The sequence below is a fragment of the Streptomyces sp. NPDC013457 genome, from assembly GCF_043089925.1.
Taxonomy (GTDB): domain Bacteria; phylum Actinomycetota; class Actinomycetes; order Streptomycetales; family Streptomycetaceae; genus Streptomyces.
Genome location: NZ_JBICBL010000006.1, coordinates 378,032 through 399,561, shown reverse-complemented (window position 1 = coordinate 399,561; position 21,530 = coordinate 378,032). Strand labels below are relative to the sequence as shown.

Here is a 21,530-nt window from a genome sequence, read left to right as displayed (position 1 = left end):
GGAGCCGGCGCATCGAGCGCCGGCAGACTTCCGACGCCTCGTTCCATGCGTGCTTGGCAACCGACGGACTGCTCATCGCAGGTCTCTCCGTGGGAACACCCGAACCGGGCCCTGGGACGTTTTCAGCGCACACGCGCGAACAACACAGCCCCGAGCACGCAAGGCGCACATGACCTCCCGATCGGGGTAGAACCCCGTATACGGAAGATATCCATCATAAGATGATTTCGTCTATTTACGCCGTATACGTCCATACTGTGCCCTCGCTCGGGCAGAGTCAAGACGGCGACGCACCCATAAGGTCGGGTGGTGAGGAGGAACGCTCATGGCACAGGACTCGGCAGCCCGCCCCGCGCGTCGGGCGGGCGACCACGGGCACCGCGGCAGGCTCAGCCGGGAGGTCGTGCTGGCGGCGGCCCTCGAGCTCGTCGACCGGGAGGGTCTGTCCGCACTGAGCATGCGCCGCCTCGGTGCCGAACTCGGCGTGGAGGCCATGGCGCTGTACCGCTACGCCAATGGTAAGGACGCTCTGCTGGACGGGCTGGTCGAGGCCCTCTACCTGGAGTTGGAGCACCATCCCGACCACGCGCAGGCGGGCGCCCCGGACACCGACTGGCGAGCCGGACTGCACCGGATGGCACTGCAGACGTACCAGACGTGCCTCGGGCACCCCCATGTCGTGCCGCTGCTCGCCACCCGCATGCTGGCGGTCCCCCTGGCTCAGCGACCGCTCGCGGTCCTCAGGAGTCATGAGCGCATGCTCGCTCTGCTCAGGACCGCGGGGCTCGGGCCGGTCCAGGCCGCGGCCGCCTTCCGTGCCGTCACGGCGTGGATCCTGGGATACGTCTCGGTGGAACTGGGTGCCATGGTGGACAACCCCGCGGAGCCCGATCCCTCGTTCCGTCTCGGCCTGCACCGCATGCCGGCGCAGGAGTTGCCCACCCTGCGTGAGATCACTCCGGTACTCGCCGAGCGGGGCGGTTACGCGGGCCTCATCGCCGGCCTGGACGCGCTGCTCGACCGGTTCACGAGCGAGGAGCCGTAGGGCGAGAACCCGTAGGGCGCGGAGCCGTAGGGCGGGTTCACGCCGCAGTGCGGCTGGTGAGGGGCTCGGGGGCCTGCGCCGGCTCTCCCGCGGCGGGGAGTGCGGCGGAGGTGCTCCTGCGGCGGAACCGGTGCGCGAAGAGCTGGCAGAGGTTCGCCGTGCCGTCGTGCAGGGCGTGCAGCTTCACTTCACCCCCGCGGACGCGGTACGTGATCGGGACCTCCAGGCAACGGCAGCCCGAGAGCGTCGCCGCGTTCTTGATCTCCTGGGAGAACGCCATGCCCGTCGACCGGACGTCGAGGGACTGCCAGACGTAGCGGCGGAAGACCCACATGCCCGACTGCGAGTCGTGCAGCCCGTTGTGGAACAGCATGCGGCTCACCAGGCTCAGCGCATGGTTGCCCATGGAGTGCGTCGGCTGCATCGCGTCGCGGTTGGCGGCGCCGAGCCGATCCGTCGTCAGGAACTCCACGTCCAGGGCGTCCAGGACCTTGAGCAGCCCTGGAAGCGCGTCGAACGGGTATGTGCAGTCGGCGTCGCCCGTGGCGATCACGTCGCCCCGCGCCGCCGCGAACCCGGCGTGGTAGGCGTTCCCGTATCCCCGTTCGGGCTGGGGCACGACACGCGCCCCGAGCGAGCGGGCGACTTCCCCCGTACCGTCGGTGGACGCGTTGTCCACCACGACCAACTCCGTCTCCCAACCCGCGTCTGCCAGCTCCGCCACCGGAACGGTGGCGATCACCGACGGCAGGTTGGACGCCTCGTTGTATGCGGGCATGACAACCGAAAGACTGCTCATCGCAGGTCACTCCGTGTGCGGCTCCGGCCCCACGAAGAACAGCCGGACATATCCGCTGTAGACCAACAACGCCCATTTACGACGTATACATACACTTTGCGCCGTTTGGTGCCCCGCGTCAAGAGCGTCCGACGCGGCGTCGACGGCCTCAGGCCAGCAACTCCCGGTACAGGGCGCCGTACCGGTCGGCGAAGCGCTCGGGCCCGAAGGACTCCTCCACGGTCGCCCGGCCGCGTTCCGCGAGCATGTCCCAGACCCGCGGCTGTTCGAGCAGCCAGGCAAGCTGCTGCCCGGTCCTGCGGGCGTCTCCGGCGGGAGCCCGCAGCACCGCGTCCCCGAAGTCCGCGAACTGCGGCAGGTCGCTCAGGACGGCCGGCCGGCCGGTGGCCATCGCCTGCAGGACCGTGAGCGGGATGTCCGGTGTCCCGCCGACCACGGGAGGCGGGAGGAGAAGGACGTGCGTCGAGGCCAACAGGGCGCGCATGTCGTCGACATGGCCCCGCACCTCCACGTCCGTGAGGCCCCCGGAACCGGCCCGCTCCCTCAACTCCTCCCGCAGCGCGGCCGTCTGCCGCCCCGGCCGCCCCCGGACCGCCAGGATCAGCCGGAACACCGCCCCGGACCGCGCCGCCTCCGCCGCCGCCTCGACGGCCGTCACGACACCGCCCCGCGGATCGGGACGGCCGGCGTAGAGGACGGTCGGCACACCGCCGGGGCGCGGCAGGAAGGGCCACTCGCTCAGCCGGATCATGGGCGACACCACCCGGACGTCGCCGAAGTTCGCGGCGCGCAGCCGCCGGGCCGTCGCATCCGACAGCGCGACCGTCGTCCCCAGCGGCCGGGTCCTCGCGAGCAGCCGCGCCTCGTCCACACCGGGCACGGTGTGGACGACCGGGCGCGCCCCCAGCATCACGGGGCGCAGCCAGGAGAAGGCGGGGAACGCCCGTCCGATGGTCACGAACGCGTGGACCAGATCGACGCGACGTGCGGCGACGGCCCCGGCGAGCGCGGCCTGCAGGAGGACCGGCCGCCGGTGCGGGGGACCGTCCGGGGTCCAGAGGCGGATCGCCCGGCCGGCCGGCGGGGGAGGCCTGCCACGTCGGGCGGGCCACTGGCGGAACCAGAGGAAGTCCGTGTCGGGCAGCGCCCCGAGCACGTCCCTCGCCAGCGCCACGTCGGCGCCGTCCGCGCCGTCCAGCGGGCTGCCGGTCAGGAGCAGGACACGCGGTGGCCGCGGGCCGACGGTCATGATCCGGGCCCGCGGTCGGTTCGGGGCGGCAGCGTCCCGTTCGACGCGACGCCGGCCCCGGGACGCGGCGACGGCACGACCGGCGGACGGTCCGGCGCGATCGCTGTGGTCATCGGCTCGTTGGCCATGCCCCGGCCCTCCTGTCCTTCCTCGGCCGCCGCCCGCGGGCGGAGTCGTCCGCCAGGCGCCGCGTCAGGGCCAGGTACCGGCCCGTCATCTCGTCCCAGGTGTAGTGCTGCGCCGCCTGCCCGGCCTGCCGCCCGAGCGCGCGTCGCGCCCGCTCGTCGGTGGCAAGCATCCGCATCCGGTCGCCCAGCGCCACGATGTCGAACGGCGGTACGGCCACGTCGCCTCCGTCGCGCATCCAGCGCAGCGCGGGCAGATCGAAGTGGACGACCGGCTTCCCGTACGACATGCCTTCGAGCGCCACCAGGCCGAAGCTCTCGCGGCGCGACGGCATGACCAGGAAGGCGCTGTTCCGCAGGAGGTCCCGCTTGAGCTCCTCCCCGGCGAACCCCACCCAGCGGACGCTGCCCGGGTGCGCGGCGAGCAGCGCCGCCAGTTTGCGTTCCTCCCCCTGCGTACCGCTGCCCGCCAGCACCAGGGGCAGCGGAGGACGGCTCAGGCTGTACGCCTCCAGGAGCAGGTCGAGCCCCTTGACCCAGATGTCGATCCGCCCCAGGAAGAGGATGTGCTGGCCCGCTCCGATCCCGGCCTCGTCGATCTGCCGCTGCTCGACGCCGTTGGCGATGACCTGGACGTCGGCCCGCGGGCTGAGCCGGCGGACGACGGAGGCGTCGGCCTCGTTGAGCACCACGATGTGCCGGTAGCAGCGCAGCCCGAGGCGCTCCACGAGGAAGAACGGGACGTGGTAGCGGCGCCAGAGCGCCTCGGCGCTGCGACCCTGGTCGATCCCGACGACCGGCGTCCGGGAGAACAGCGGCAGAAAGCTCGTCGAGAACGGTGGCGTGAAGTTCTCCAGCCACGCGTCGTGGGGAAGCCTGCGGGCCACGAAGGGGAGGAGCGTCAGGAACAGCAGCCGCCCGGTGCGCTGCCCGGCCCAGCGGACCGGGAGATAGACGTAGCGGATGCCGTCACGACGCAGGGAGGCACCGTGCCTGCCGGCCGTCACCACCGTCACGTCGAACTCGTCGGACAGCCGCCGGGAGACCTTCTCGACCACGGTGGCACCACCGTCCCGGTGGTCGAACTCGCCCGTCTCGTCGTAGAGCGAGACGACGACCCGCTTCCGGCGCGCCGCGCGCATGCCCTCCTCGGGTTCCGGGAGACGCCGGGTCCGTACGGAGTCGAGCACCCGCTCCACCACCTCGGCGGCGACCCGCGACGGGGCGCGCTCGCCGTCGAGCCGCACCACCCGGGGCAGGCGCGAGGCCCAGGCGCGGTACAGCGAGGGGGCGGGACCGGTCTCCACCAGCAGGGTCAGGTCGTAACGCCGGACGAGGCGGGCGAAGCGGTCCGAGGCCCGGTGCCCCGGGGTGAAGCCGAACGCGACCAGCCCGTCCAGCGGCCCGCCGTCCGTCAGCACGACGGCCGGGCCTCCTCGGGACCGTGTCGCGAGCGCGCGCCGGACGGCACGCGCTCGGGACCGTGTCGCGAGCGCGCGCCGGACGGCACGCGTGCGTACGGAGAGGTCGCCGGCGTCGAGCAGGGCATGGGCACGACGCGCCCACAATCCCCGGTGCGGGGGACCGTCAGGGCGCCGTACCGTCTCCTCCTCATCCCTCACCCGTGGAGGAGAGCCGAACCCACGGCCCGGGAAGCGGCCGTGGCCGTGGAGCGTCGTCACCGCCACGCCGCGCTGCCGCAGCAGCCCGGCCACGCGCCGGACCAGCGCGGACCTGCCCGCGCCGTCAGGCCCGGAGACCGCGATCAGGAGAGGCCGCGCCGTGTTCATGACGTGCGCCTCCGCAGTCGCTCGGTGACGGCGAGCGGCACCCGCAGGGCGACCTCGCGGGCCGCAGTGGAGGCCCGCCCGCGGGTCAGCAGATGCCCGGCGTGTTCCACGCCGGTGCGGAGCGACGTCGTGACGGGCAGCGGCAGGGGGAGCGGTACGGACTCGCCCCGGTCGAGCGCGGCCATCGCCCCGGTCGCGAGCTCGAGGGCCCGGTCTCCGCCGACGGACCAGCCCTCCCGGGCGGTCTGGGCGCGCGCCTCGGCGACGACCTCGGGAGCCAGCAGCTCGCGCAGCGCGAGGAGTTCGGACAGGTCGAGGGACTGGTCGAGGAAGAGGCCGTGGGCCAGCCAGATCCTCAGCCGGTCGGCGAGGCAGGGGACGAGCCAGGCGCGGCCGTCGTGGTCGGGGACGGCGTGGGCGAAGAGCCGGTCGGTCGCCATGACCGAGACGCCGTGCCAGGCCACGGCGGTGTGCAGCTGGGCCGAGGGACCGTCGGGCGGCGTCAGGCGCACCGAGGTGGACCGTTCCAGCCAGTGCGCCGACCGCTCCACGTACCATCCGCCGAGCGCCTTCTGGGCCGCTTTCCAGCGGTCCGTGGGGACGACGAGGTCGAAGCTTCCGTGCGTGAGGTCGCCCGGCAGATCGGCCTTGACGAGCACCGTGGGCACGGCTGCCGCGCTCAGCCGGTCCGTCGACTCGACGACGTTGCGCCGGAAGATCCGGCCGGCGTCGTCCACCGCGTGCAGGGTCGAGGCCAGTTGGCGGGGGTATGCCTGCGCCAGTCGGCCCTCGACCTGGTTGGTGCGGGCGACGGCCAGCGCGGCCCTCAGCTCCTCGTCGGACGCCGCCGGGGCGTCGCCCCGCCAGACGGCGTCGACCAGCAGACGAACGGCGCGCTCGACTCCCCGCCCAGCGCCCGCCCCACCCGGCTGCGGCCCGCCGGCCGGCCGGGACGCGTGCGACGCGGTGTCGTCCGGCGCGGTCCGCTCCGTCGTGCCCCCGCCGGGCCCGGCGACTTCGGGGGAGGTCCTGTGCGGGAGAGGCGTGTCGGTCACGGCTTCGTCCGGCCATGTCTCGTGCCACGTGCCCTCACCGGGCCCGGCGACCTCGGGTGCGGTGCCGCCCCGCCCGGACTCGTCCGGCGGGAGTCGGTGCGGCTCCGGCCCGCGCGGCCCGGACGCGTGCGACGGGGACTCAGGCGGCCTTGTCTCGTGCGCGGTGTCGTCGCCGGGCCCCGAACCACCCGGTGCGGTCCCGTGCGGCTCGCTCCCCTGCGGGCGGGACTCGCCCGACGGCCCCCCGTCCGGCCCGGGCTCGTGCGGCCACCCTCCGTGCGCTCCGGCCTTGTCGGGACCGGCCGCTTCCGGCGCGGTCGCGGGCGGGGGCCTGCCGTCCGGGTGGGGGGCGCGGCGGCGGAGGCGCCGCCACGAGCGGGCCAGGCGCGTGCGCGCGGCGGCGCGCGGTGATGGGCCGGCGTGTGAGGCGGGTCCACGTCGACCCGCCTCACGGACGAGCAGGACGCCCAGAGCGACCACCGTCCCGCACATCCCGCCGATCACCATCCCCGGCACGCCGCCGGCGGACCAGCCGGCCGTCAGGCCGGACACGTACACGAGCAGGCCGAGGACCACGGGGCGCAGCACCGCGTCGCCCCGGAAGACGGGCGCGCGAAGGGTGACGGGTCCGGCGGTCCTCATGGCCGGGTCCCCCACGGAGGGCTCGGCGTGCCGACGAGTACGTCCCGGCCGCCGGCGGGCAAGACCGTCGTCTCGCGCACGTCGAGCCCCCTCAGGGCCTCCGGCGCGCGCACCTCGTCACAGCGATGGCGGTGCGGCGGCAGCCGGAAGCGGTCTTCGTCGAGGGCGGCCCGCCTCGTCGCCCCGGTGGCCTGCGCGGGGCGCTCGCGCGCCTGGGAACGCGCGTCGAAGGACGCCCCGACGGGCGCCTCGGAAGGCACGTCGAAGGGCGCCTCGGAACGCGCGTCGAAGGCGGAGTCCGTGCGAGCTTCGGGCCGGACAGGACCCCCGTGTCCGGCGTGTTCCGAGGGTGAGCCGTGTGATCCGCCGCCGCGTCGGGCGTGCGCGGCGCGGGCGCGGACGGTACGGGAACGCCGGCGCCTGGCTGCCGTACGCGGACGGCGCACGGCGCAACGGTGGGTGCGGACCGAAGGCAGGAGCCGGTCGGTCGCCCGTCGTCCGGGATGGGCCGCGGGGCGGCGGGCCGGGACGCACGGGCTACGGCGCCGGGACTCGGCGGAGGGCCAGTCGGTCACCCGTCGCAGCGGATGCGGTGCGGGTGCCGCCGGCGTCCTGCCGATCAGATGTGACCTCACGAGGAACTTCTTCCGGCAACCGGACCCTGCCAAGGGTCTGTCATGCGCCAAAATGCCTGACTTCTAGCGTTAGCATCGGATTTCTGATCCGTCAAGCGTGGTCGGCCCGTTCCGCCCGGCCCGCGAGACGCGGTGACGGCGCCAGCCGATGCAGGGCGTTGTGCGGGCGCTCGTCGAGCAGCCCGCCCAGGATGCGCGTCCCGTCACGGAACGTGCGAGCGGGCGACAGGCCGTGGCGGCGCGGCAGTTCGAGACTCGGCACCTCGGCGATCCGCAGCCCGTAGTGCAGGGCGTGGGTGACCAGCTCGGCACCCAGCTCCACACCGTGCTCCCGCAGGTCGAGCAGGTCGACGAAGCCTCGGCGGAAAGCGCAGAAGCCGTACCAGAGGTCTGTCAGACGCTGGCCGTAGAGCTGCCTGGCGAGGCGGAGCAGCGCACTGTGACCGAGTCTGCGCACGAGCGGGTAGTCGGCGACGCCGCCGCCGGCGATGAAGCGCGAGCCCTTGACGAAGTCGTACCCGCTGTCCAGGTAGTGCAGGTAGTGCGGGATCTCCATCGGCGACATGCTGCCGTCGGCCCCCATCAGCACGATGAACTCGCCGGTCGCGGCGAGCAGCCCGGCGTGCGGGACGTCGCCCGCCGCGCAGTCCCACGGTCCGAGCCGGCGTACGGTCACCGCGGCGCGGGCACCGCCCGCCTCGCCCGCCCTGCCGTCGCCCGCCCTGCCGTCGCGCCCCTCCGGCGTCCTCGCCGACGCGCTTTCCGCGGCCCCGACCAGGACGATCTCGCCGACTTCGGCCGGTATCTGCTCCAGCAGCCGGTCCGTGTCGTGGTCCCCGGGACGCACCGCGATCACCACGCTCACCGTGCGGGTGTCCGCGTGGGGTGAACGGTCGGTCGACCGGCGCATCGGATGTGGCCCGTTACCCATTGGTACGGCTTTCTCCAGAATCGCGGGAGCGACTTTCAGCATCCTGCGCGGAATGCCGTGACGTCAAGGGCCCGCCTCTCCGTCCGTGCGCCGCATTCCTCGCGGTATACAATCCGTTCATGGCAGGGCGAATTGAAGACTACGCCCTTATCGGCGATCTGGAGACGGCTGCCCTCATCGGAAAGGACGGAGCTGTCGACTGGTGGTGTACGCCTCGCTTCGACTCGCCCGCCTGTTTCGCCGCACTCCTCGGAGACGAGTCCCACGGGGCGTGGAGTCTGGCGCCCGTCGGAAATCGTCTGTGCAGTCGCCGGAGTTACCGAGGCGATTCACTCGTCCTCGAGTCGGTCTGGGAATCCGTATCCGGCGCGGTGCGCATCATCGACTTCATGCCCCCGCGTGAACGGACGCCTCAGATCATCCGGTTGGTGGAGGGCGTCTCCGGACGCGTCGACCTGCACGGCGAGTTGAGGATGCGCTTCTATCACGGCAGCGTGGTCCCCTGGGCGCGGCGTGTCGACCGCCGTACGGTGGCGACCGTGGCCGGCCCGGACGCCGCCCATCTGCGGTGCGGGCCGGGCGTCGAGATCGGTGTCACCGACGAATGCATCACGCTCGACGCATCGGTGACGGCGGGTCAGCGCATTCCCTTCGTCCTCGCCTGGAGCCCCTCCCATTCCGCACCGCCCCCGGAACCCGACGTGGCGGCGGAATTGACGCGCACGCTCGCCTTCTGGGACGAATGGACAGCGCAATTCCGGTACGAGGGTCCCTTCCGTGATGCCGTTCTCCGATCGCTCGTCACCCTCAAGGCCCTCACGTACGAACCGACCGGCGGCATTGTCGCCGCGGCGACCGCCTCACTCCCCGAACGCATCGGGGGAGAACGGAATTGGGACTATCGGTTCTGCTGGCTGCGCGACTCCACCTTCACCCTGTCCTGCCTCCTGCGCAGCGGATTCCGGCGCGAGGCGTTCGCCTGGAAGGACTGGCTCGTGCGCGCCGTCGCGGGCGACCCGTCCGACCTCCAGCCGCTCTACGGCGTGGCCGGCCAGCGCAACCTTCCCGAGGTGCGTGCCGACTGGCTGCCCGGCTACGAGAACTCCACGCCGGTCCGGTTCGGCAACGCGGCCGTCGACCAGTTCCAACTGGACATCTATGGCGAGGTGTTGAGCACGATCTACTCGGCCGTACGCGCCGGAGTCGCCATCGACCCGCACGTCTGGAGCCTGGTGGCCTCCCTCCTGGACTACGTGGACAAGCGCCGGCGGGAACCCGACGAGGGCATCTGGGAAGTGCGCGGTCCGCGACGCCACTTCGTCCACTCCAAGGTCATGGCCTGGGTCGCCGCCGACCGCGCCGTGCGCCTCGCCCGCGTCGCCGGTCTGCGCGCCTCCGTCCAGCGCTGGCAGGCCATGCGGAGCGAACTGCGCGACGAGGTGTGCGCGCGGGGCTGGAGCGACGAGCAGCAGTCGTTCGTCCAGTACTACGGCGCCCGGCGCATCGACGCGACGGCGCTGCTGATTCCCAGGCTCGGCTTCCTTCCGCCGTCCGACCCGCGCGTACTGAGCACGGTCGAGGCGATGGGCCGGCTCGACGACCGCGGATTCGTCCGCCGGTACGCGGACGTCGGCAACGGCGAGGTGCACGAGGTGGACGGCCTGGACGGCGCCGAAGGAGCCTTCCTGGCCTGTACGTTCTGGTACGCCGACGCCCTGGCGATGACGGGCCGGCCGGCCGAGGCCCGTACCGCCTTCGAGCGCGTCCTCGACGTCCGCAACGACGTGGGGCTGCTCGCCGAGGAGTGGGACCCGCACGCGGGCCGCCAGCTCGGGAACACGCCCCAGGCGCTCAGTCACGTGGCCCTGGTGAACACGGCGTTCACCCTCTTCGGCACGCGCCGCCACGCTCGTTCACCCGCGGGACGGTCCGCTGTGGCATGATCCGCCCGGCGCCGGCGCGGAGGTGCGGAGGGAAGGCCGGGCATGTCGTGGCACTTCGGCTGGGCTGTCGGTCTGGTGGGGCTGCTCCGCGGTCTCGGCCTCGCCGGGTACGCCCAGTGGCCCCGCGAGGACGGCTGACGAGCAGACCGGCCGACGCCCGACGCCCCACGACCGTCACAGGCGCCGCAAGTACCGCTCGGCGATTCGTTCGGGTGCGTCCAGCGGGCGCGCCGGACGCCATCGGGTTCGAATCGGAGCATGGCTCCCTACGACAGGCTCCGCACCGACGGCAGAGTGCCGACGCTGGAGAACGGCACCTGGTGGTACGCCGCCGTCGCCGGTGAAGCGGCCGACTCCTTCAGCACCAGGGTACGCAAGCGGATGCGCCGTGCCTGCCTCGGCTCGGTGCTGCTCACGGCAGTCGTCTACGCCGGACTCGTCCTGACCGCGACGGGCCAGCGCTGGGAGAACGCCGTCCTCGCCGGCCGCTTCACCGACGAGACGCTCGCCGCCGCCCACGAGACGAACCGCGCCCTCCAGCACATCACCGTCTACTCCCTCGCCGTCGCCCTGCTCGTCCTGACCGCGATCGGGATGCTGCGCCGGCGGTATGCGCTCACGGTCGCCGCCCTGGGCACCGTCGCCGCGTCCCTCTTCCTCGCCGAGGTGCTCGGGCGCTTCCTCCTGGCCCGTCCGGACCTCGCAGAGGCCCCTGCGCACCTGTCGCCGAACAGCTTCCCCAGTGGGCACACCGCCATCGCGATGAGCGTCATGTTCGGGCTCACCCTCGTCGTCCCCTACGGGGCGCGCACTCTCGCCGTGGGCCTCTGCGCCCTGTGGGCCCTGGCCGTGGGCGCGTACACGGTGGCCGCCGGATGGCACCGCCCCAGTGACGTGATCGGCGCCGACCTGCTCGTCCTCGCCGTGGCCTGCGGGCTGATCGCGGTCCTCGCCCGGCGCGGGAAGGTCGCCCCCGCACTCACCCGGCGCTTCCCGATCCGCACGCTCTTCGTCGTTGCGCCCCTCGCGCTCGTCGCGGTGGGCGGCCTCGGCACCGGGACCGTCCTCCTGGTCGACTCCATGTTCGTCCTGGAACCCACCGACCCGTCCGTCCCGCGCCTCGCCTACCGGGCCGGGCAAGCCCTCGTCGCCGGGGCGGGCGCAGCGGTCACGCTCGTGCTGCTCGCCCTGCTCCGCCGCGTCGACCTGGGCGCCACGCCCGTCCCGTACCGGCTCACAGGCACCGTCGCGACGGAGCCGACAGGGCCCTTTCCCACCGAGGCCGATCACGAGATATCTTGATGTCGAGCAATCTCGCAGACGCAGACGTGGAGCGGAGCACACCCGGTGACTGACTCGACCATCATCTACACCCACACTGACGAGGCGCCCGCCCTGGCGACGTACTCGTTCCTGCCCGTGATCCAGGCCTACGCCTCGACGGCCGGAGTCAATGTCGAGACCCGTGACATCTCCCTGGCCGGGCGCATCATCGCCGGATTCCCCGAGCGTCTCGAAGAGGGGCAGCGCATCGACGACGCCCTCGCCGAGCTCGGCGCCCTGGCCAAGACGGCCGAGGCCAACATCATCAAGCTGCCGAACATCTCGGCCTCCATCCCGCAGCTGAAGGCCGCGATCGCCGAGCTCCAGGCGCAGGGCTACGCCCTCCCGGACTACCCGGACGACCCGCAGACCGATGAGGACAAGGACGTACGCGCCCGGTACGACAAGGTCAAGGGCAGCGCCGTCAACCCGGTCCTGCGCGAGGGCAACTCCGACCGCCGCGCCCCCGGCTCGGTCAAGAACTACGCCAAGACCCACCCGCACCGCATGGGCGCCTGGAGCTCGGACTCCAAGACCAACGTCGCGACGATGGGCCAGAACGACTTCCGCTCCACCGAGAAGTCCGCCGTCGTCAGCGAGGCCGGCGCCCTGCGCATCGAGCACGTCGCCGCCGACGGCACCACCACCGTCCTGCGCGAGTCGGTCCCCGTCCTCGCCGGCGAGGTCGTCGACGCCTCCGTGATGCGCGTCGCCGCCCTGCGCACCTTCCTCTCCGAGCAGGTCGCCCGCGCCAAGGCCGAGGACGTCCTGTTCTCCGTGCACCTCAAGGCCACGATGATGAAGGTCTCCGACCCGATCGTCTTCGGCCACGTCGTACGCGCCTTCTTCCCGAAGACCTTCGCCGCGCACGGTGCGGCGCTGGCCGCCGCGGGCCTCTCCCCGAACGACGGCCTCGGCGGCATCCTCAACGGCCTCGCCGCCCTCCCGGACGGCGCCGAGATCAAGGCGTCCTTCGAGGCCGAGATCGCCGAGGGCCCGGCCCTCGCCATGGTCGACTCCGACAGGGGCATCACCAACCTGCACGTGCCGTCCGACGTCATCGTGGACGCCTCGATGCCGGCCATGATCCGCACCTCCGGCCACATGTGGGGCCCGGACGGCCAGGAGGCCGACACTCTCGCCGTCCTCCCGGACAGCAGCTACTCCGGTGTCTACCAGGCCGTCCTCGACGACTGCCGCGCCCACGGCGCCTTCGACCCGTCGACCATGGGCTCCGTCCCGAACGTCGGTCTGATGGCGCAGAAGGCCGAGGAGTACGGCTCCCACGACAAGACCTTCGAGATCGCCGCGGCCGGCACCGTCCGTCTCGTCGACGCGGCCGGCAACGTGGTCCTGGAGCAGGAGGTCGCCGAGGGCGACATCTTCCGCGCCTGCCAGACCAAGGACCTGCCGATCCAGGACTGGGTCAAGCTCGCCGTCACCCGCGCCCGCGCCACCGGCGCCCCGGCCGTCTTCTGGCTGGACGAGACCCGCGCCCACGACGCGCGGCTCATCGCCAAGGTCGAGCAGTACCTGCCGGAGCACGACACCGAGGGCCTGGAGATCAAGATCCTCTCCCCGGTCGAGGCCACGAAGTTCTCCCTGGAGCGCATCCGCCGCGGCGAGGACACCATCTCCGTCACCGGCAACGTCCTCCGTGACTACCTGACCGACCTCTTCCCGATCCTGGAGCTGGGCACCAGCGCCAAGATGCTGTCGGTCGTCCCGCTGATGGCGGGCGGCGGCCTGTTCGAGACGGGCGCCGGCGGCTCCGCCCCGAAGCACGTCCAGCAGCTCGTCAAGGAGAACTACCTCCGCTGGGACTCGCTGGGCGAGTTCTTCGCCCTGGCCGCCAGCTTCGAGCACCTGGCCACCACCACGGGCAACTCCCGCGCCCAGGTCCTGGCCGACACCCTCGACCGCGCCACCGGCACGTTCCTCAACGAGGACAAGTCGCCGACCCGTCGCGTCGGTGGTATCGACAACCGCGGCAGCCACTTCTACCTGGCCCTGTACTGGGCCCAGGAGCTGGCCAGGCAGACCGACGACGCGCAGCTCGCGGAGGCCTTCGCGGGCCTGGCCAAGACCCTGACCGAGCAGGAGGAGACCATCGTCTCCGAGCTCAACGCGGTCCAGGGCTCCCCGGCCGACATCGGCGGCTACTACCAGCCCGACCCGGCCAAGGCCGCGGCCGTGATGCGTCCGTCCGCCACCTTCAACGAGGCCATCGCCTCCCTCGTCTGATCGCGGAACGACAGCTCAGCCGCCCCGGCCGGAATTCTCCGGCCGGGGCGGTCCCGTCGGTGGCGCATGTGGCATCCGGGTGTGAACCTGGATGGATGAGCTGGGCTTCATGGACGACCCCCGGCGTCTACACCGGGCGGGGTGGGGTGCTCACCGAGGAAGTCGGTACGGTCACCGGCGACCTGACCGTGCACACCACCTGGGCAGATGGGGAAGCACGCGTAGCCGTGCAGTACACCGGCGCATCCGACTGGTTCACGATGTCGGGGAGTCCGGTGCCGTGCTCCTCCGAGGCGGAGAGCCGCGAACTCCACGAGGCCGCCGTCGAGGCCGTACGGGCAGGGCACGAGGCGACCGTGCCGTCCATGCCCCACCCACCCGCATAGCCTGCCCGGCGGCCCGGTAACCTCGCGTCCCCGGCCGCGAAGTGTTATCCCGCCCGCTCCCACGGGTCTCCTCACGACGGGGACGGACAGACCCAGGTACGAGGGAGCAGGGCACATGCACAGCGACGAGCGCGGCACGGCCGCACTGGTGGACGCGGCCGCGGCCGGAGACACCGAAGCCGGCGAGCTGCTGATACGCGCCTACCTTCCGCTGGTCTACAACATCGTCGGCCGGGCGCTCGACGGCCACGCGGACGTCGACGACGTCGTCCAGGAGACGATGGTCCGCGCCCTCGACGGACTCCCCGGCCTCCGGGACCCCGAGCGCTTCCGGTCCTGGCTCGTCGCCATCGCGATGAACCAGATCCGCCGGCGCTGGCGCGAACGCCAGAACGGACCCGTCCCGGGCCTCGACCGGGCCGCCGAGCTCGCCGACCCCGACGGTGACTTCGTCGACGTGACCATCCTGCGGCTCGGGCTCTCCGGCCAGCGGCGCGAGGTCGCCGAGGCGACCCGCTGGCTCGACGAGAGCGACCGCGAGGTGCTCGCCCTGTGGTGGCTGGAGGCCGGCGGCGAACTCAGCCGCGCGGAGCTGGCCGAGGCGCTGGAGGTCACCACCGCCCACGCGGCCGTCCGCGTCCAGCGGATGAAGGAGCGCCTGGAGACGGGCCGGGAGGTCGTACGCGCCCTGGCGGGGCGGCCGACCTGCGCGGAGCTCGCGCAGCTCACCGCGGACTGGGACGGCCGGCCCTCCCCGCTCTGGCGCAAGCGCCTCGCCCGCCATGTGACGAGCTGCGCCCGGTGCGTCCCCGCCGGAGCGAACCTCGCCCCCGCCGAGGCGCTGCTGGTGGGCCTGGCCCTCGTACCCCCGCTCCTGCTCTGGGCCACGCCGCCGCAGGGAGCGGAGACGGTCGCCTGGGCGGCGGACGCGGCGAACCCGGCTCCGTACCCGACCACCGGATCCGAACCGGCCCCGTACGCTGGCGCGCCGGCGGACCCGATTCCTCTGGACACCGGGGCCGGGGCGGGCGGGGCGGCCGGGGGCTCGCTGCGGCGGGCCTGGGTCGCCGGGGCGGTCACCCTCGGTGTGCTCGGCGGGATCATCCTGCTGGTGCCCTCCGAGCCGGATGCCCGCAAGCCCGCGCCCCCGGTCCCTCCTGTGGCGGCCCCGCCCCCGGCCCCGACCACCACCCCGCCCCTGCCCAGCCCCACCACACCCTCGCCCACCCCCACCCCGACCCCGACGCCCACCCCGACACGGACGGCCACCCCCGAGGAGCGGCTGAACCGCCTGGTCAACCAGCGGCGGGCGGAGGCGGGATGCAAACCCCTGAGGAACGATCCCCGCCTCGCCGAGGCGGCCCGCGCCTACGCCCGGGACATGGTGCGCCGCGGCTACTACGCGCACAGCAGTCCCGAGGGACGCTTCGCCGACGCGCGGATCACGGCCGCCGGGTACGCCTGGTCCGCCTGGGCCGAGAACCTGGCGCGCGGCGCGTCCGATCCGGCCGACGTCTTCGACGGCTGGATGGACGGCGCGATGCACCAGCAGAACATGCTGAACTGTCGCTACCGCGACACCGGCGTCGCCGCCGTGCCGGGTCCCGACGGCACGGTCTGGGTGCAGAAGCTGGCCACGCCCGCCTCCTGAGCCCGTACCGCCGCACCGGGCCCACCGGGCCGCAGCACCGTACCGCCGCACCGGGGCAGCGGGTCAGCGCCGGACGCCGAAGTTCTGCACCCACCAGGGGCCGCCGGAGGTCAGCGCCACTCCGACGCCGAGGTCCTTGAACGAGCAGTTGAGGATGTTGCGGCGGTGTCCGTCGCTGTTCATCCAGTCCTCCATCGCCTCCACGGGGGTTTTGGGGCCGCGGTGGATGTTCTCCGCCCAGCTCGACCAGGTGTACCCGGCCGCCGTGATGCGGTCGCCCGCGTCCCGGCCCTCGGGGGTGGTGTGGGCGTAGTAGTCGCGGTCCGCCATGTCGTCCGCGTGCGCCTGTGCCGACTCGTGCAGCCGGCCGTCGGCGCGCAGCGGGGAGCAACCGGCCTTCTCCCGCTCGGTGTTGACGAGCGCGACGACCTGCTCGACGAACTGCGCGGACGTCCCGGCACCGCCCGGTTGCGGGGCCGCGGCGACCACCGCCTTCTCGGACGCGGGGGCCCGGGAAGGCGCCTGAGCCGCCGACGCCGAGTCGGACGCGGACCCCTTGGGGGCGGGTGCCGGGGGTGCGGACCGGGGCGGCGAGGGCGTCACCGACGGGGTGACCCCGGTGCCGGTGGCCCCGGCCGGGGTGGCCGGCGAGGTTGCCGGTGCGGACGGACCCTGGGGCGGTGGCGCGGACCTCCCGATGAGGGGCGCCACATTCGTCAGGGCGCCCCCCTCCGAACGGGTGTCCGTGCCTGAGGGGCTCCCCAGGGACGCCACGTACGCCCCGGCAGCGACCGTCAGCACCGCCGTGGCCGCACCCGCGAGCGCCACGCTGGTACGGAAGGAGGGCGCCCGCCCGGCCCTGCGCCGAGGACTCCCGCCTCTGCGGTGCCGGCCACCGCCGTGCGTCCGCTGCTCGTGGGGGCGTGGCTCGTCGTGGTGCTCCATGGGCTCCGCTCTCTTCTCCGGGCCCGCCGGACGGTCCGGCGGAGGGGGAGAGCCGCCGGGGCGGCGGTCATGACCCTTTCCGGGCCTGGACCAGCCGACACACCGCGTCAACCTGCCGCGTCACCCCGCCGGGTCAACCCGTAGCGCCACCGCATCACCCGTGCGGCACGACCGCCACCGGGCACGGAGCCAGATGGAGGGCCGCGTGCGCCACCGAACCGATCCGGGGGCCGACCGCCCCGCGCCGGGCCCGCCGCCCGACCACGAGCAGCCACGCACCGCCCGACGAGCTGAGCAGCACCTGCGCGGCGCTCCCGATCTCCACCTGCTCCGTCACCCGGACCTCCGGGTACCGCTCCCGCCATGGCGCCAGAGCCTCGCGCAGCGCCTTCTCCTCGTACGGGACGAGCCCGCCGGCCTCGTCGGCGAGCGCCATCGACCCGGGGCTGTAGGCGTACAGGGACGGCAGGTTCCACGCCCGTACGGCCCGTACGGACGCACCGCGCGCCGCCGCCGTCGCGAACGCGAACTCCAGCGCGGGGGCGCTGTCCTCCGGCCCGCCCAGCTGACCGACGACGATCTCGCCGCCCTCGGGGTCCGGCTCCTCGCCACCGTGCGCACGGACCGCCACGACAGGCCGGGTGGCGCCCGCGATGATCTGCTGACCGTGTGAGCCGAGCAGGAACCCCTTCACCGGGCCGTACCCGCGCGAGCCGATGACGAGCATCTCGGCCCGCTCCTCGGTGCTCAGCAGCGCGGCGACCGGCGAGTCGGGCAGGACCTCTGCGGTGAGGGCGAGGCCGGGGAACCGCGAGGCGATCGTCGACTCGGTCCCGCGCACCACCTTGTCGGCCAGGTGTTCCTGATGCACCGGGTCCTGCGTCAGCGGGAGGTCGAAGGGCTGCGGCCGCCAGGCGTGGACCAGCCGCAGGGCGAGTCCGCGGTGCACGGCCTCCCGCGCGGCCCAGTCCGCCGCTGCCAGACTCTCGGGCGAACCGTCCACTCCGGCGACGATCCCACGGCTCATCAGGCTGCCTCCCTCACTCAACGACTCCGGCCTGTCGACCGGCGCCTTTCCTCCTGAGCTTGGGTCAAACCGCCGCACGACGAGAGGGCCGGAGGTCCCGACACGCCGACCCGGCACGTCACGCGAGCAGTCTGAGCCCTGGCCGCGTGCCGTGGAGGTAGTGGTCGCCGATGTCGCGCATACGGTGCGCGGCGGACGTCCGGGCCGTCAGGGCGCGGGCGTTGCGCCAGAAGCGGTCGAAGCCGGGGCCGCCGCCAGGGGCGCCGGCGGGCTCCGTGGTGTCGACGAGTTCGAGGATCCGGCTCGTGATCCGTACCGCCGCCCGGCTCGTCACGGCCTCGGCAGCGGCGACCAGGACGGCGATGTCGGCGCGCTCCTCGACCCCGAGCGCGTCTCCTGCCATCAGACCGCGCGCCAGGGCGTCCGTCGCCCGCTCGACGACGGCCGCGGCGGCATGGGCGGAGGTGGCCAGCTCCCCGTACGCCAGCAGGAGGAACGGGTCCTCGCTGCCGAACGCGTCGTCGAGCGGGTCGTCGGGCGTGCCCGTACGCGATCCGGCGGAACGGGCGAGGTGCCGGGGGACGGCCCGGGTCGCGCGACTGACGTCCCGGGCCTCGGCCAGCGCGCCTTCGGCGATGCCGAGCCCGACATGGACGAGGAGGAGACGGAGCGCGAGCGGGGCCAGCGTCGTGAAGGGCGGGACGGCGTGCTCGTCGCGGGGGAGCGAACCGAGCACGTTCCGCGCGTCCACCCGTACCTGATCGAACGTCACCGTCCCGGCGCCCGCGAGGCGCTGCCCGACCCGCTCGGCCGCAGGCTCGGTGAAGACCGCCGGATCCGCCGGGTCCACCAGGACGACGAGCAGCTCCCCGGTCTCCGTACAGCGCGCCCCGACGACGAGTCGGTCGGCGACGCTCACGCCAGAGGCGAAGGAACGGCGCCCGTGGAGGACGTGTCCGCCCGGCGCCGGGGTGAGGGTGAGGCCGGGTTCCCCGGGAGTACGGGACGGCTCGATGCCGCCGGCCAGCAGCCGGCCCTCTCGTGCCGTGGCGCCCTCGAAGGCGCCGTGCGGCTCACTCGCGGGGCCGGGTGCCTCGCCCACGCGGCCGGATGCCTCACCCACGGGGGCGGATGCCTCGCTCACGAGGGCGGATGCCTCGCCGCCGGTGAGGAAGCGGGCGGTCCAGGAGAGGACGTGATGGTGGGCGAGGAGTTCGCCGATCGAGCTGTCGGCCGCGGATATCTCCCGGACGACCGCGCAGGCCGCCCGCCAGTCGGTGCCCCGGCCGCCCGGACCCGGCGGAGCGAGCAGTGCGGGCAGTCCGGCCTCCTGGAGCCGGGCCACCTCGTCGAACGGAGGCTTGCCCGCCCGGTCCCTGGCCGGGGCGTCGAAGGCCAGGTCGTCGGCGAGCTCCCGGGTGACGCGGGGCCAGATCTCGTCGTCACCACGGCGGCCGGCCGGTCGGGAGGTGGGGCGCAGCGCTGACTTCTTCGGCGTTCTCACGTCACCTCTCAGGTTCCCTAGGTTTCCCACTGGAATGGTAGGGATACTTTCAGAGGGTCGCCCCGACGCCAAGAGGCGTTCACATCATGGACAGTTGAATCTCGTGAGGCGAGACGCGTGGGCGGAGAGCCAAAGGCCGGTCAGGGGCGGGTCAGGGGTTGGTCCAGGCGTCCGGCGCCTCGGCGAGCCCGGAGATCTCGGTCGGCAGCCTCGCCGCCGCGAGATCCGCGAGGGAGACCCCGTCGAGGACCTGGCGCACGTTCGCCCGCAGCGCGATCCAGAGAGTCAGCAGGGACTCCGCCGGACCCGTGTACGACAGCTCTGGCGGCCGGACCCCGCGGACGGACACCAAGGGGCCGTCCACGCAGCGGATGACGTCCGCGACGGTGATCGACTCCGCCGGCCTGGCCAGCCAGTACCCGCCGTTCCCGCCGCGCTGGCTCTGCACCAGCCCGCCCCGGCGCATGTCGCCGAGGATCCCCTCCAGGAACTTGTGCGAGATGTCCTGGTCGTCGGCGATCGCCTCGGCCTTCACCGGCCCCGTGTCCTGGGCGGCGGCCAGCTGAAGCGCGGCGCGTACCGCGTAGTCGGCCCTGGCTGAGATGCGCATGACCGCATTATTCCGCACGTGCGTGACCGGATTCGTACGGCCGGGGGAGGCGTGTCCGGGGAGGTCCGCGCCCTTGACGCGGACCGTGACCGCGCCGACACTCGGGGACGGGAATCCGAGTGAACAGGTAGGGAATGATGGGAAACGCCGCTGCCTCCGGGCGGGTGCCGACATCGTCGAGCGCTGTCGTGACCCAACACCGAGCACCCTGAGGGAGAAGCATGTCCGTCATCCAGCACCTCGGCCCGTACGCACCGCCGTACCTCGCCCCGTTCGTCCCCCCGGCGGCCGCCCGGCCCGCCTTCTCCGGCCGGATCGGTCAGGACGTCCGAAGCGGCCACTACCCCGTTCCGCACCGCTACCGGCTCCATGTGGCGCGCGGCTGTCCCGGCTGTCTGCGCATCGCCGTCACCCACGCCCTCCTCGGTCTCCAGGAGACCGTCCCGCTGACCTGCCTCCCCGCCACCCCCGACGCGCCCGGCGGTGGCTACACCGCTCTGCGCGCCCTGTACGAGGCCAGCGCCCATCAGTACGCCGGGCCCGCGGCCGCGCCCGTCCTCAGCGACCGGTGGACCGGCCGGATCGTCAGCACCCACGCACCCGACATCCTGCGCGACCTCGCCCTCCGGTTCCGCTGCCCGGACCGGCCCGACCTGCTGCCTCCGGGGTGCGACGCGGAGACCGAGGCGATCGGCGACCTCTGCACCCGCGGCATCGAAGGCGCCGCGCGGGACGCGGGGCAGCCGGGGCTCGACGCGGAAGCCGCCCGTCAGGGCCCGCTCGTCGTCCTCTTCGCCGCCCTCGGCGAGCTGGAGAGCGTGCTGGAGCGGCAGCCGTACGTTCTCGGCGACACCCTCACCGCGGCCGACGTCCATGTGTGGGTGACGCTCGTCCACCTCGACACGGTTCATCGTGGGCAGCTCGACCCCGCCACCCAGGACCGGATCGCGGAGCACCGGACGCTCTGGTCCTACGCCCGACGCCTCTCCGCACACCCGGCGTTCGCGTCCGCGCTCGACGACGGGGCCGGCCCCGAAACCCTGAGCCCCCTCGCCTTCGGTGGCCCTCAGGCGGAGGCGGGCTCCCAGTCCTTCCTGACCTCGAAGCGGTAGCTGCTCCGGTCGAGCACCCGCCCCTCGCCGTCGACGAGCGCCGCGCTCACCTCGTACAGACCCCGGGCCCGCGGGCCGTTGGGAACCCGCTCGGGCGGGAGTGCCAGTTCGTACGGGCCGCCGTGCCGGAAGTCCCCGAGCGCCACCTCGCGGCCGCCGAGTTCGGCTCCGGCCCGGTGCCTGACGTCGACCACCTTCAGGCCGGCCACCGACGAGCCGTCCACCCGGAAGCGGACCACGGCACGGCACTCCGTGCCTTCCTTCACCGTGAACGGGGCGGACGCATTCTCCACCGCAGGCACCGGTACGCAGATGTCCTCGTGTCCCGTGTACTGCAGCTCCAGTCCGAGCAACCGGACGGCAGGGCGTTCCCGGGGAGGTACAGCCGGGGCCGTGTCGGCGAGGGAAACCATGGTGTGCGCGCCTCCCGGGGCAGGCCTCGCGAACGAGGGGACGGTACGACGACGCACCAGCGGCTACCCGATTCGCCCCCGCGCATGCGGGCGGGACCTGG

General features: G+C 73.2%; 18 protein-coding genes. 7 read left to right on the top strand and 11 right to left on the bottom strand.

Annotation, left to right across the window (positions count from 1 at the left end):
• Positions 1-325 precede the first annotated feature (325 nt).
• Positions 326-1,045, top strand: a complete 720-nt coding sequence (locus ACF1G2_RS19000; RefSeq protein WP_391799369.1) for a TetR/AcrR family transcriptional regulator — start codon at positions 326-328, stop codon at positions 1,043-1,045.
• Between the two features lie 37 nt (positions 1,046-1,082).
• Here the strand turns inward: ACF1G2_RS19000 and ACF1G2_RS18995 are convergent, their stop codons facing one another.
• The 6 genes from ACF1G2_RS18995 to ACF1G2_RS18970 form a co-directional block, all read right to left on the bottom strand.
• Complete coding sequence (locus ACF1G2_RS18995; protein WP_391799368.1) at positions 1,083-1,844, bottom strand: glycosyltransferase family 2 protein; 762 nt, start codon at positions 1,842-1,844, stop codon at positions 1,083-1,085.
• 148 nt (positions 1,845-1,992) lie between these two features.
• Positions 1,993-3,093: a glycosyltransferase family 4 protein gene (locus ACF1G2_RS18990; RefSeq protein WP_391799367.1), complete on the bottom strand. Its 1,101-nt coding sequence runs from the start codon at positions 3,091-3,093 to the stop codon at positions 1,993-1,995.
• 109 nt (positions 3,094-3,202) lie between these two features.
• Complete coding sequence (locus ACF1G2_RS18985; RefSeq protein ID WP_391799366.1) at positions 3,203-5,008, bottom strand: glycosyltransferase; 1,806 nt, start codon at positions 5,006-5,008, stop codon at positions 3,203-3,205.
• Complete coding sequence (locus tag ACF1G2_RS18980; RefSeq protein ID WP_391799365.1) at positions 5,005-6,705, bottom strand: hypothetical protein; 1,701 nt, start codon at positions 6,703-6,705, stop codon at positions 5,005-5,007. The genes ACF1G2_RS18985 and ACF1G2_RS18980 overlap by 4 nt, the downstream gene beginning before the upstream one ends.
• Positions 6,702-6,965 carry a hypothetical protein gene (locus ACF1G2_RS18975; RefSeq protein WP_391799364.1) on the bottom strand — a complete coding sequence of 88 codons (264 nt, stop codon included), beginning with the start codon at positions 6,963-6,965 and terminating at the stop codon, positions 6,702-6,704. Before ACF1G2_RS18975 ends, ACF1G2_RS18980 begins: the two co-directional genes overlap by 4 nt.
• A gap of 466 nt (positions 6,966-7,431) precedes the next feature.
• Positions 7,432-8,205, bottom strand: a complete 774-nt coding sequence (locus tag ACF1G2_RS18970; protein WP_391799363.1) for a glycosyltransferase — start codon at positions 8,203-8,205, stop codon at positions 7,432-7,434.
• A gap of 185 nt (positions 8,206-8,390) precedes the next feature.
• On the opposite strand from ACF1G2_RS18970, the gene ACF1G2_RS18965 reads away from it, so the two are divergent.
• The 5 genes from ACF1G2_RS18965 (at position 8,391) to ACF1G2_RS18945 (ending at position 15,818) form a co-directional block, all read left to right on the top strand.
• Positions 8,391-10,214, top strand: a complete 1,824-nt coding sequence (locus ACF1G2_RS18965) for a glycoside hydrolase family 15 protein (RefSeq protein WP_391799362.1) — start codon at positions 8,391-8,393, stop codon at positions 10,212-10,214.
• A gap of 258 nt (positions 10,215-10,472) precedes the next feature.
• Positions 10,473-11,516 (top strand): phosphatase PAP2 family protein, encoded by a 1,044-nt coding sequence (locus tag ACF1G2_RS18960; RefSeq protein WP_391799361.1) that lies wholly within the window; start codon positions 10,473-10,475, stop codon positions 11,514-11,516.
• Positions 11,517-11,561: 45 nt separating this feature from the next.
• A complete protein-coding gene (locus ACF1G2_RS18955; protein WP_391799360.1) occupies positions 11,562-13,781 on the top strand; it encodes an NADP-dependent isocitrate dehydrogenase in 2,220 nt (739 codons plus the stop codon).
• A 95-nt stretch (positions 13,782-13,876) separates the two neighbouring features.
• Positions 13,877-14,167 carry a hypothetical protein gene (locus ACF1G2_RS18950; protein ID WP_391799359.1) on the top strand — a complete coding sequence of 97 codons (291 nt, stop codon included), beginning with the start codon at positions 13,877-13,879 and terminating at the stop codon, positions 14,165-14,167.
• Between the two features lie 115 nt (positions 14,168-14,282).
• Positions 14,283-15,818 carry a sigma-70 family RNA polymerase sigma factor gene (locus tag ACF1G2_RS18945; RefSeq protein WP_391799358.1) on the top strand — a complete coding sequence of 512 codons (1,536 nt, stop codon included), beginning with the start codon at positions 14,283-14,285 and terminating at the stop codon, positions 15,816-15,818.
• Between the two features lie 63 nt (positions 15,819-15,881).
• Here ACF1G2_RS18945 and ACF1G2_RS18940 read toward each other — a convergent pair whose 3' ends face one another.
• The 4 genes from ACF1G2_RS18940 to ACF1G2_RS18925 form a co-directional block, all read right to left on the bottom strand.
• The gene (locus ACF1G2_RS18940) at positions 15,882-16,763 is read right to left on the bottom strand and encodes a CAP domain-containing protein (protein ID WP_391799357.1); all 882 of its coding nucleotides are present in this window, start codon (positions 16,761-16,763) and stop codon (positions 15,882-15,884) included.
• A gap of 154 nt (positions 16,764-16,917) precedes the next feature.
• Complete coding sequence (locus ACF1G2_RS18935) at positions 16,918-17,790, bottom strand: universal stress protein (protein ID WP_391799356.1); 873 nt, start codon at positions 17,788-17,790, stop codon at positions 16,918-16,920.
• Between the two features lie 118 nt (positions 17,791-17,908).
• Positions 17,909-19,294, bottom strand: a complete 1,386-nt coding sequence (locus ACF1G2_RS18930; RefSeq protein WP_391799355.1) for an acyl-CoA dehydrogenase family protein — start codon at positions 19,292-19,294, stop codon at positions 17,909-17,911.
• Positions 19,295-19,445: 151 nt separating this feature from the next.
• Positions 19,446-19,904, bottom strand: coding sequence for an RrF2 family transcriptional regulator (locus tag ACF1G2_RS18925; protein ID WP_391799354.1), 459 nt, complete (start codon positions 19,902-19,904; stop codon positions 19,446-19,448).
• A 221-nt stretch (positions 19,905-20,125) separates the two neighbouring features.
• Between ACF1G2_RS18925 and ACF1G2_RS18920 the strand changes: the two genes are divergently transcribed.
• Positions 20,126-21,016 (top strand): glutathione S-transferase C-terminal domain-containing protein, encoded by an 891-nt coding sequence (locus ACF1G2_RS18920; RefSeq protein ID WP_391799353.1) that lies wholly within the window; start codon positions 20,126-20,128, stop codon positions 21,014-21,016.
• Here ACF1G2_RS18920 and ACF1G2_RS18915 read toward each other — a convergent pair.
• Positions 20,971-21,429 (bottom strand): hypothetical protein, encoded by a 459-nt coding sequence (locus ACF1G2_RS18915; RefSeq protein ID WP_391799352.1) that lies wholly within the window; start codon positions 21,427-21,429, stop codon positions 20,971-20,973. The two genes, ACF1G2_RS18920 and ACF1G2_RS18915, sit on opposite strands and share 46 nt — an antisense overlap.
• Between the last annotated feature and the right edge of the window lie 101 nt (positions 21,430-21,530).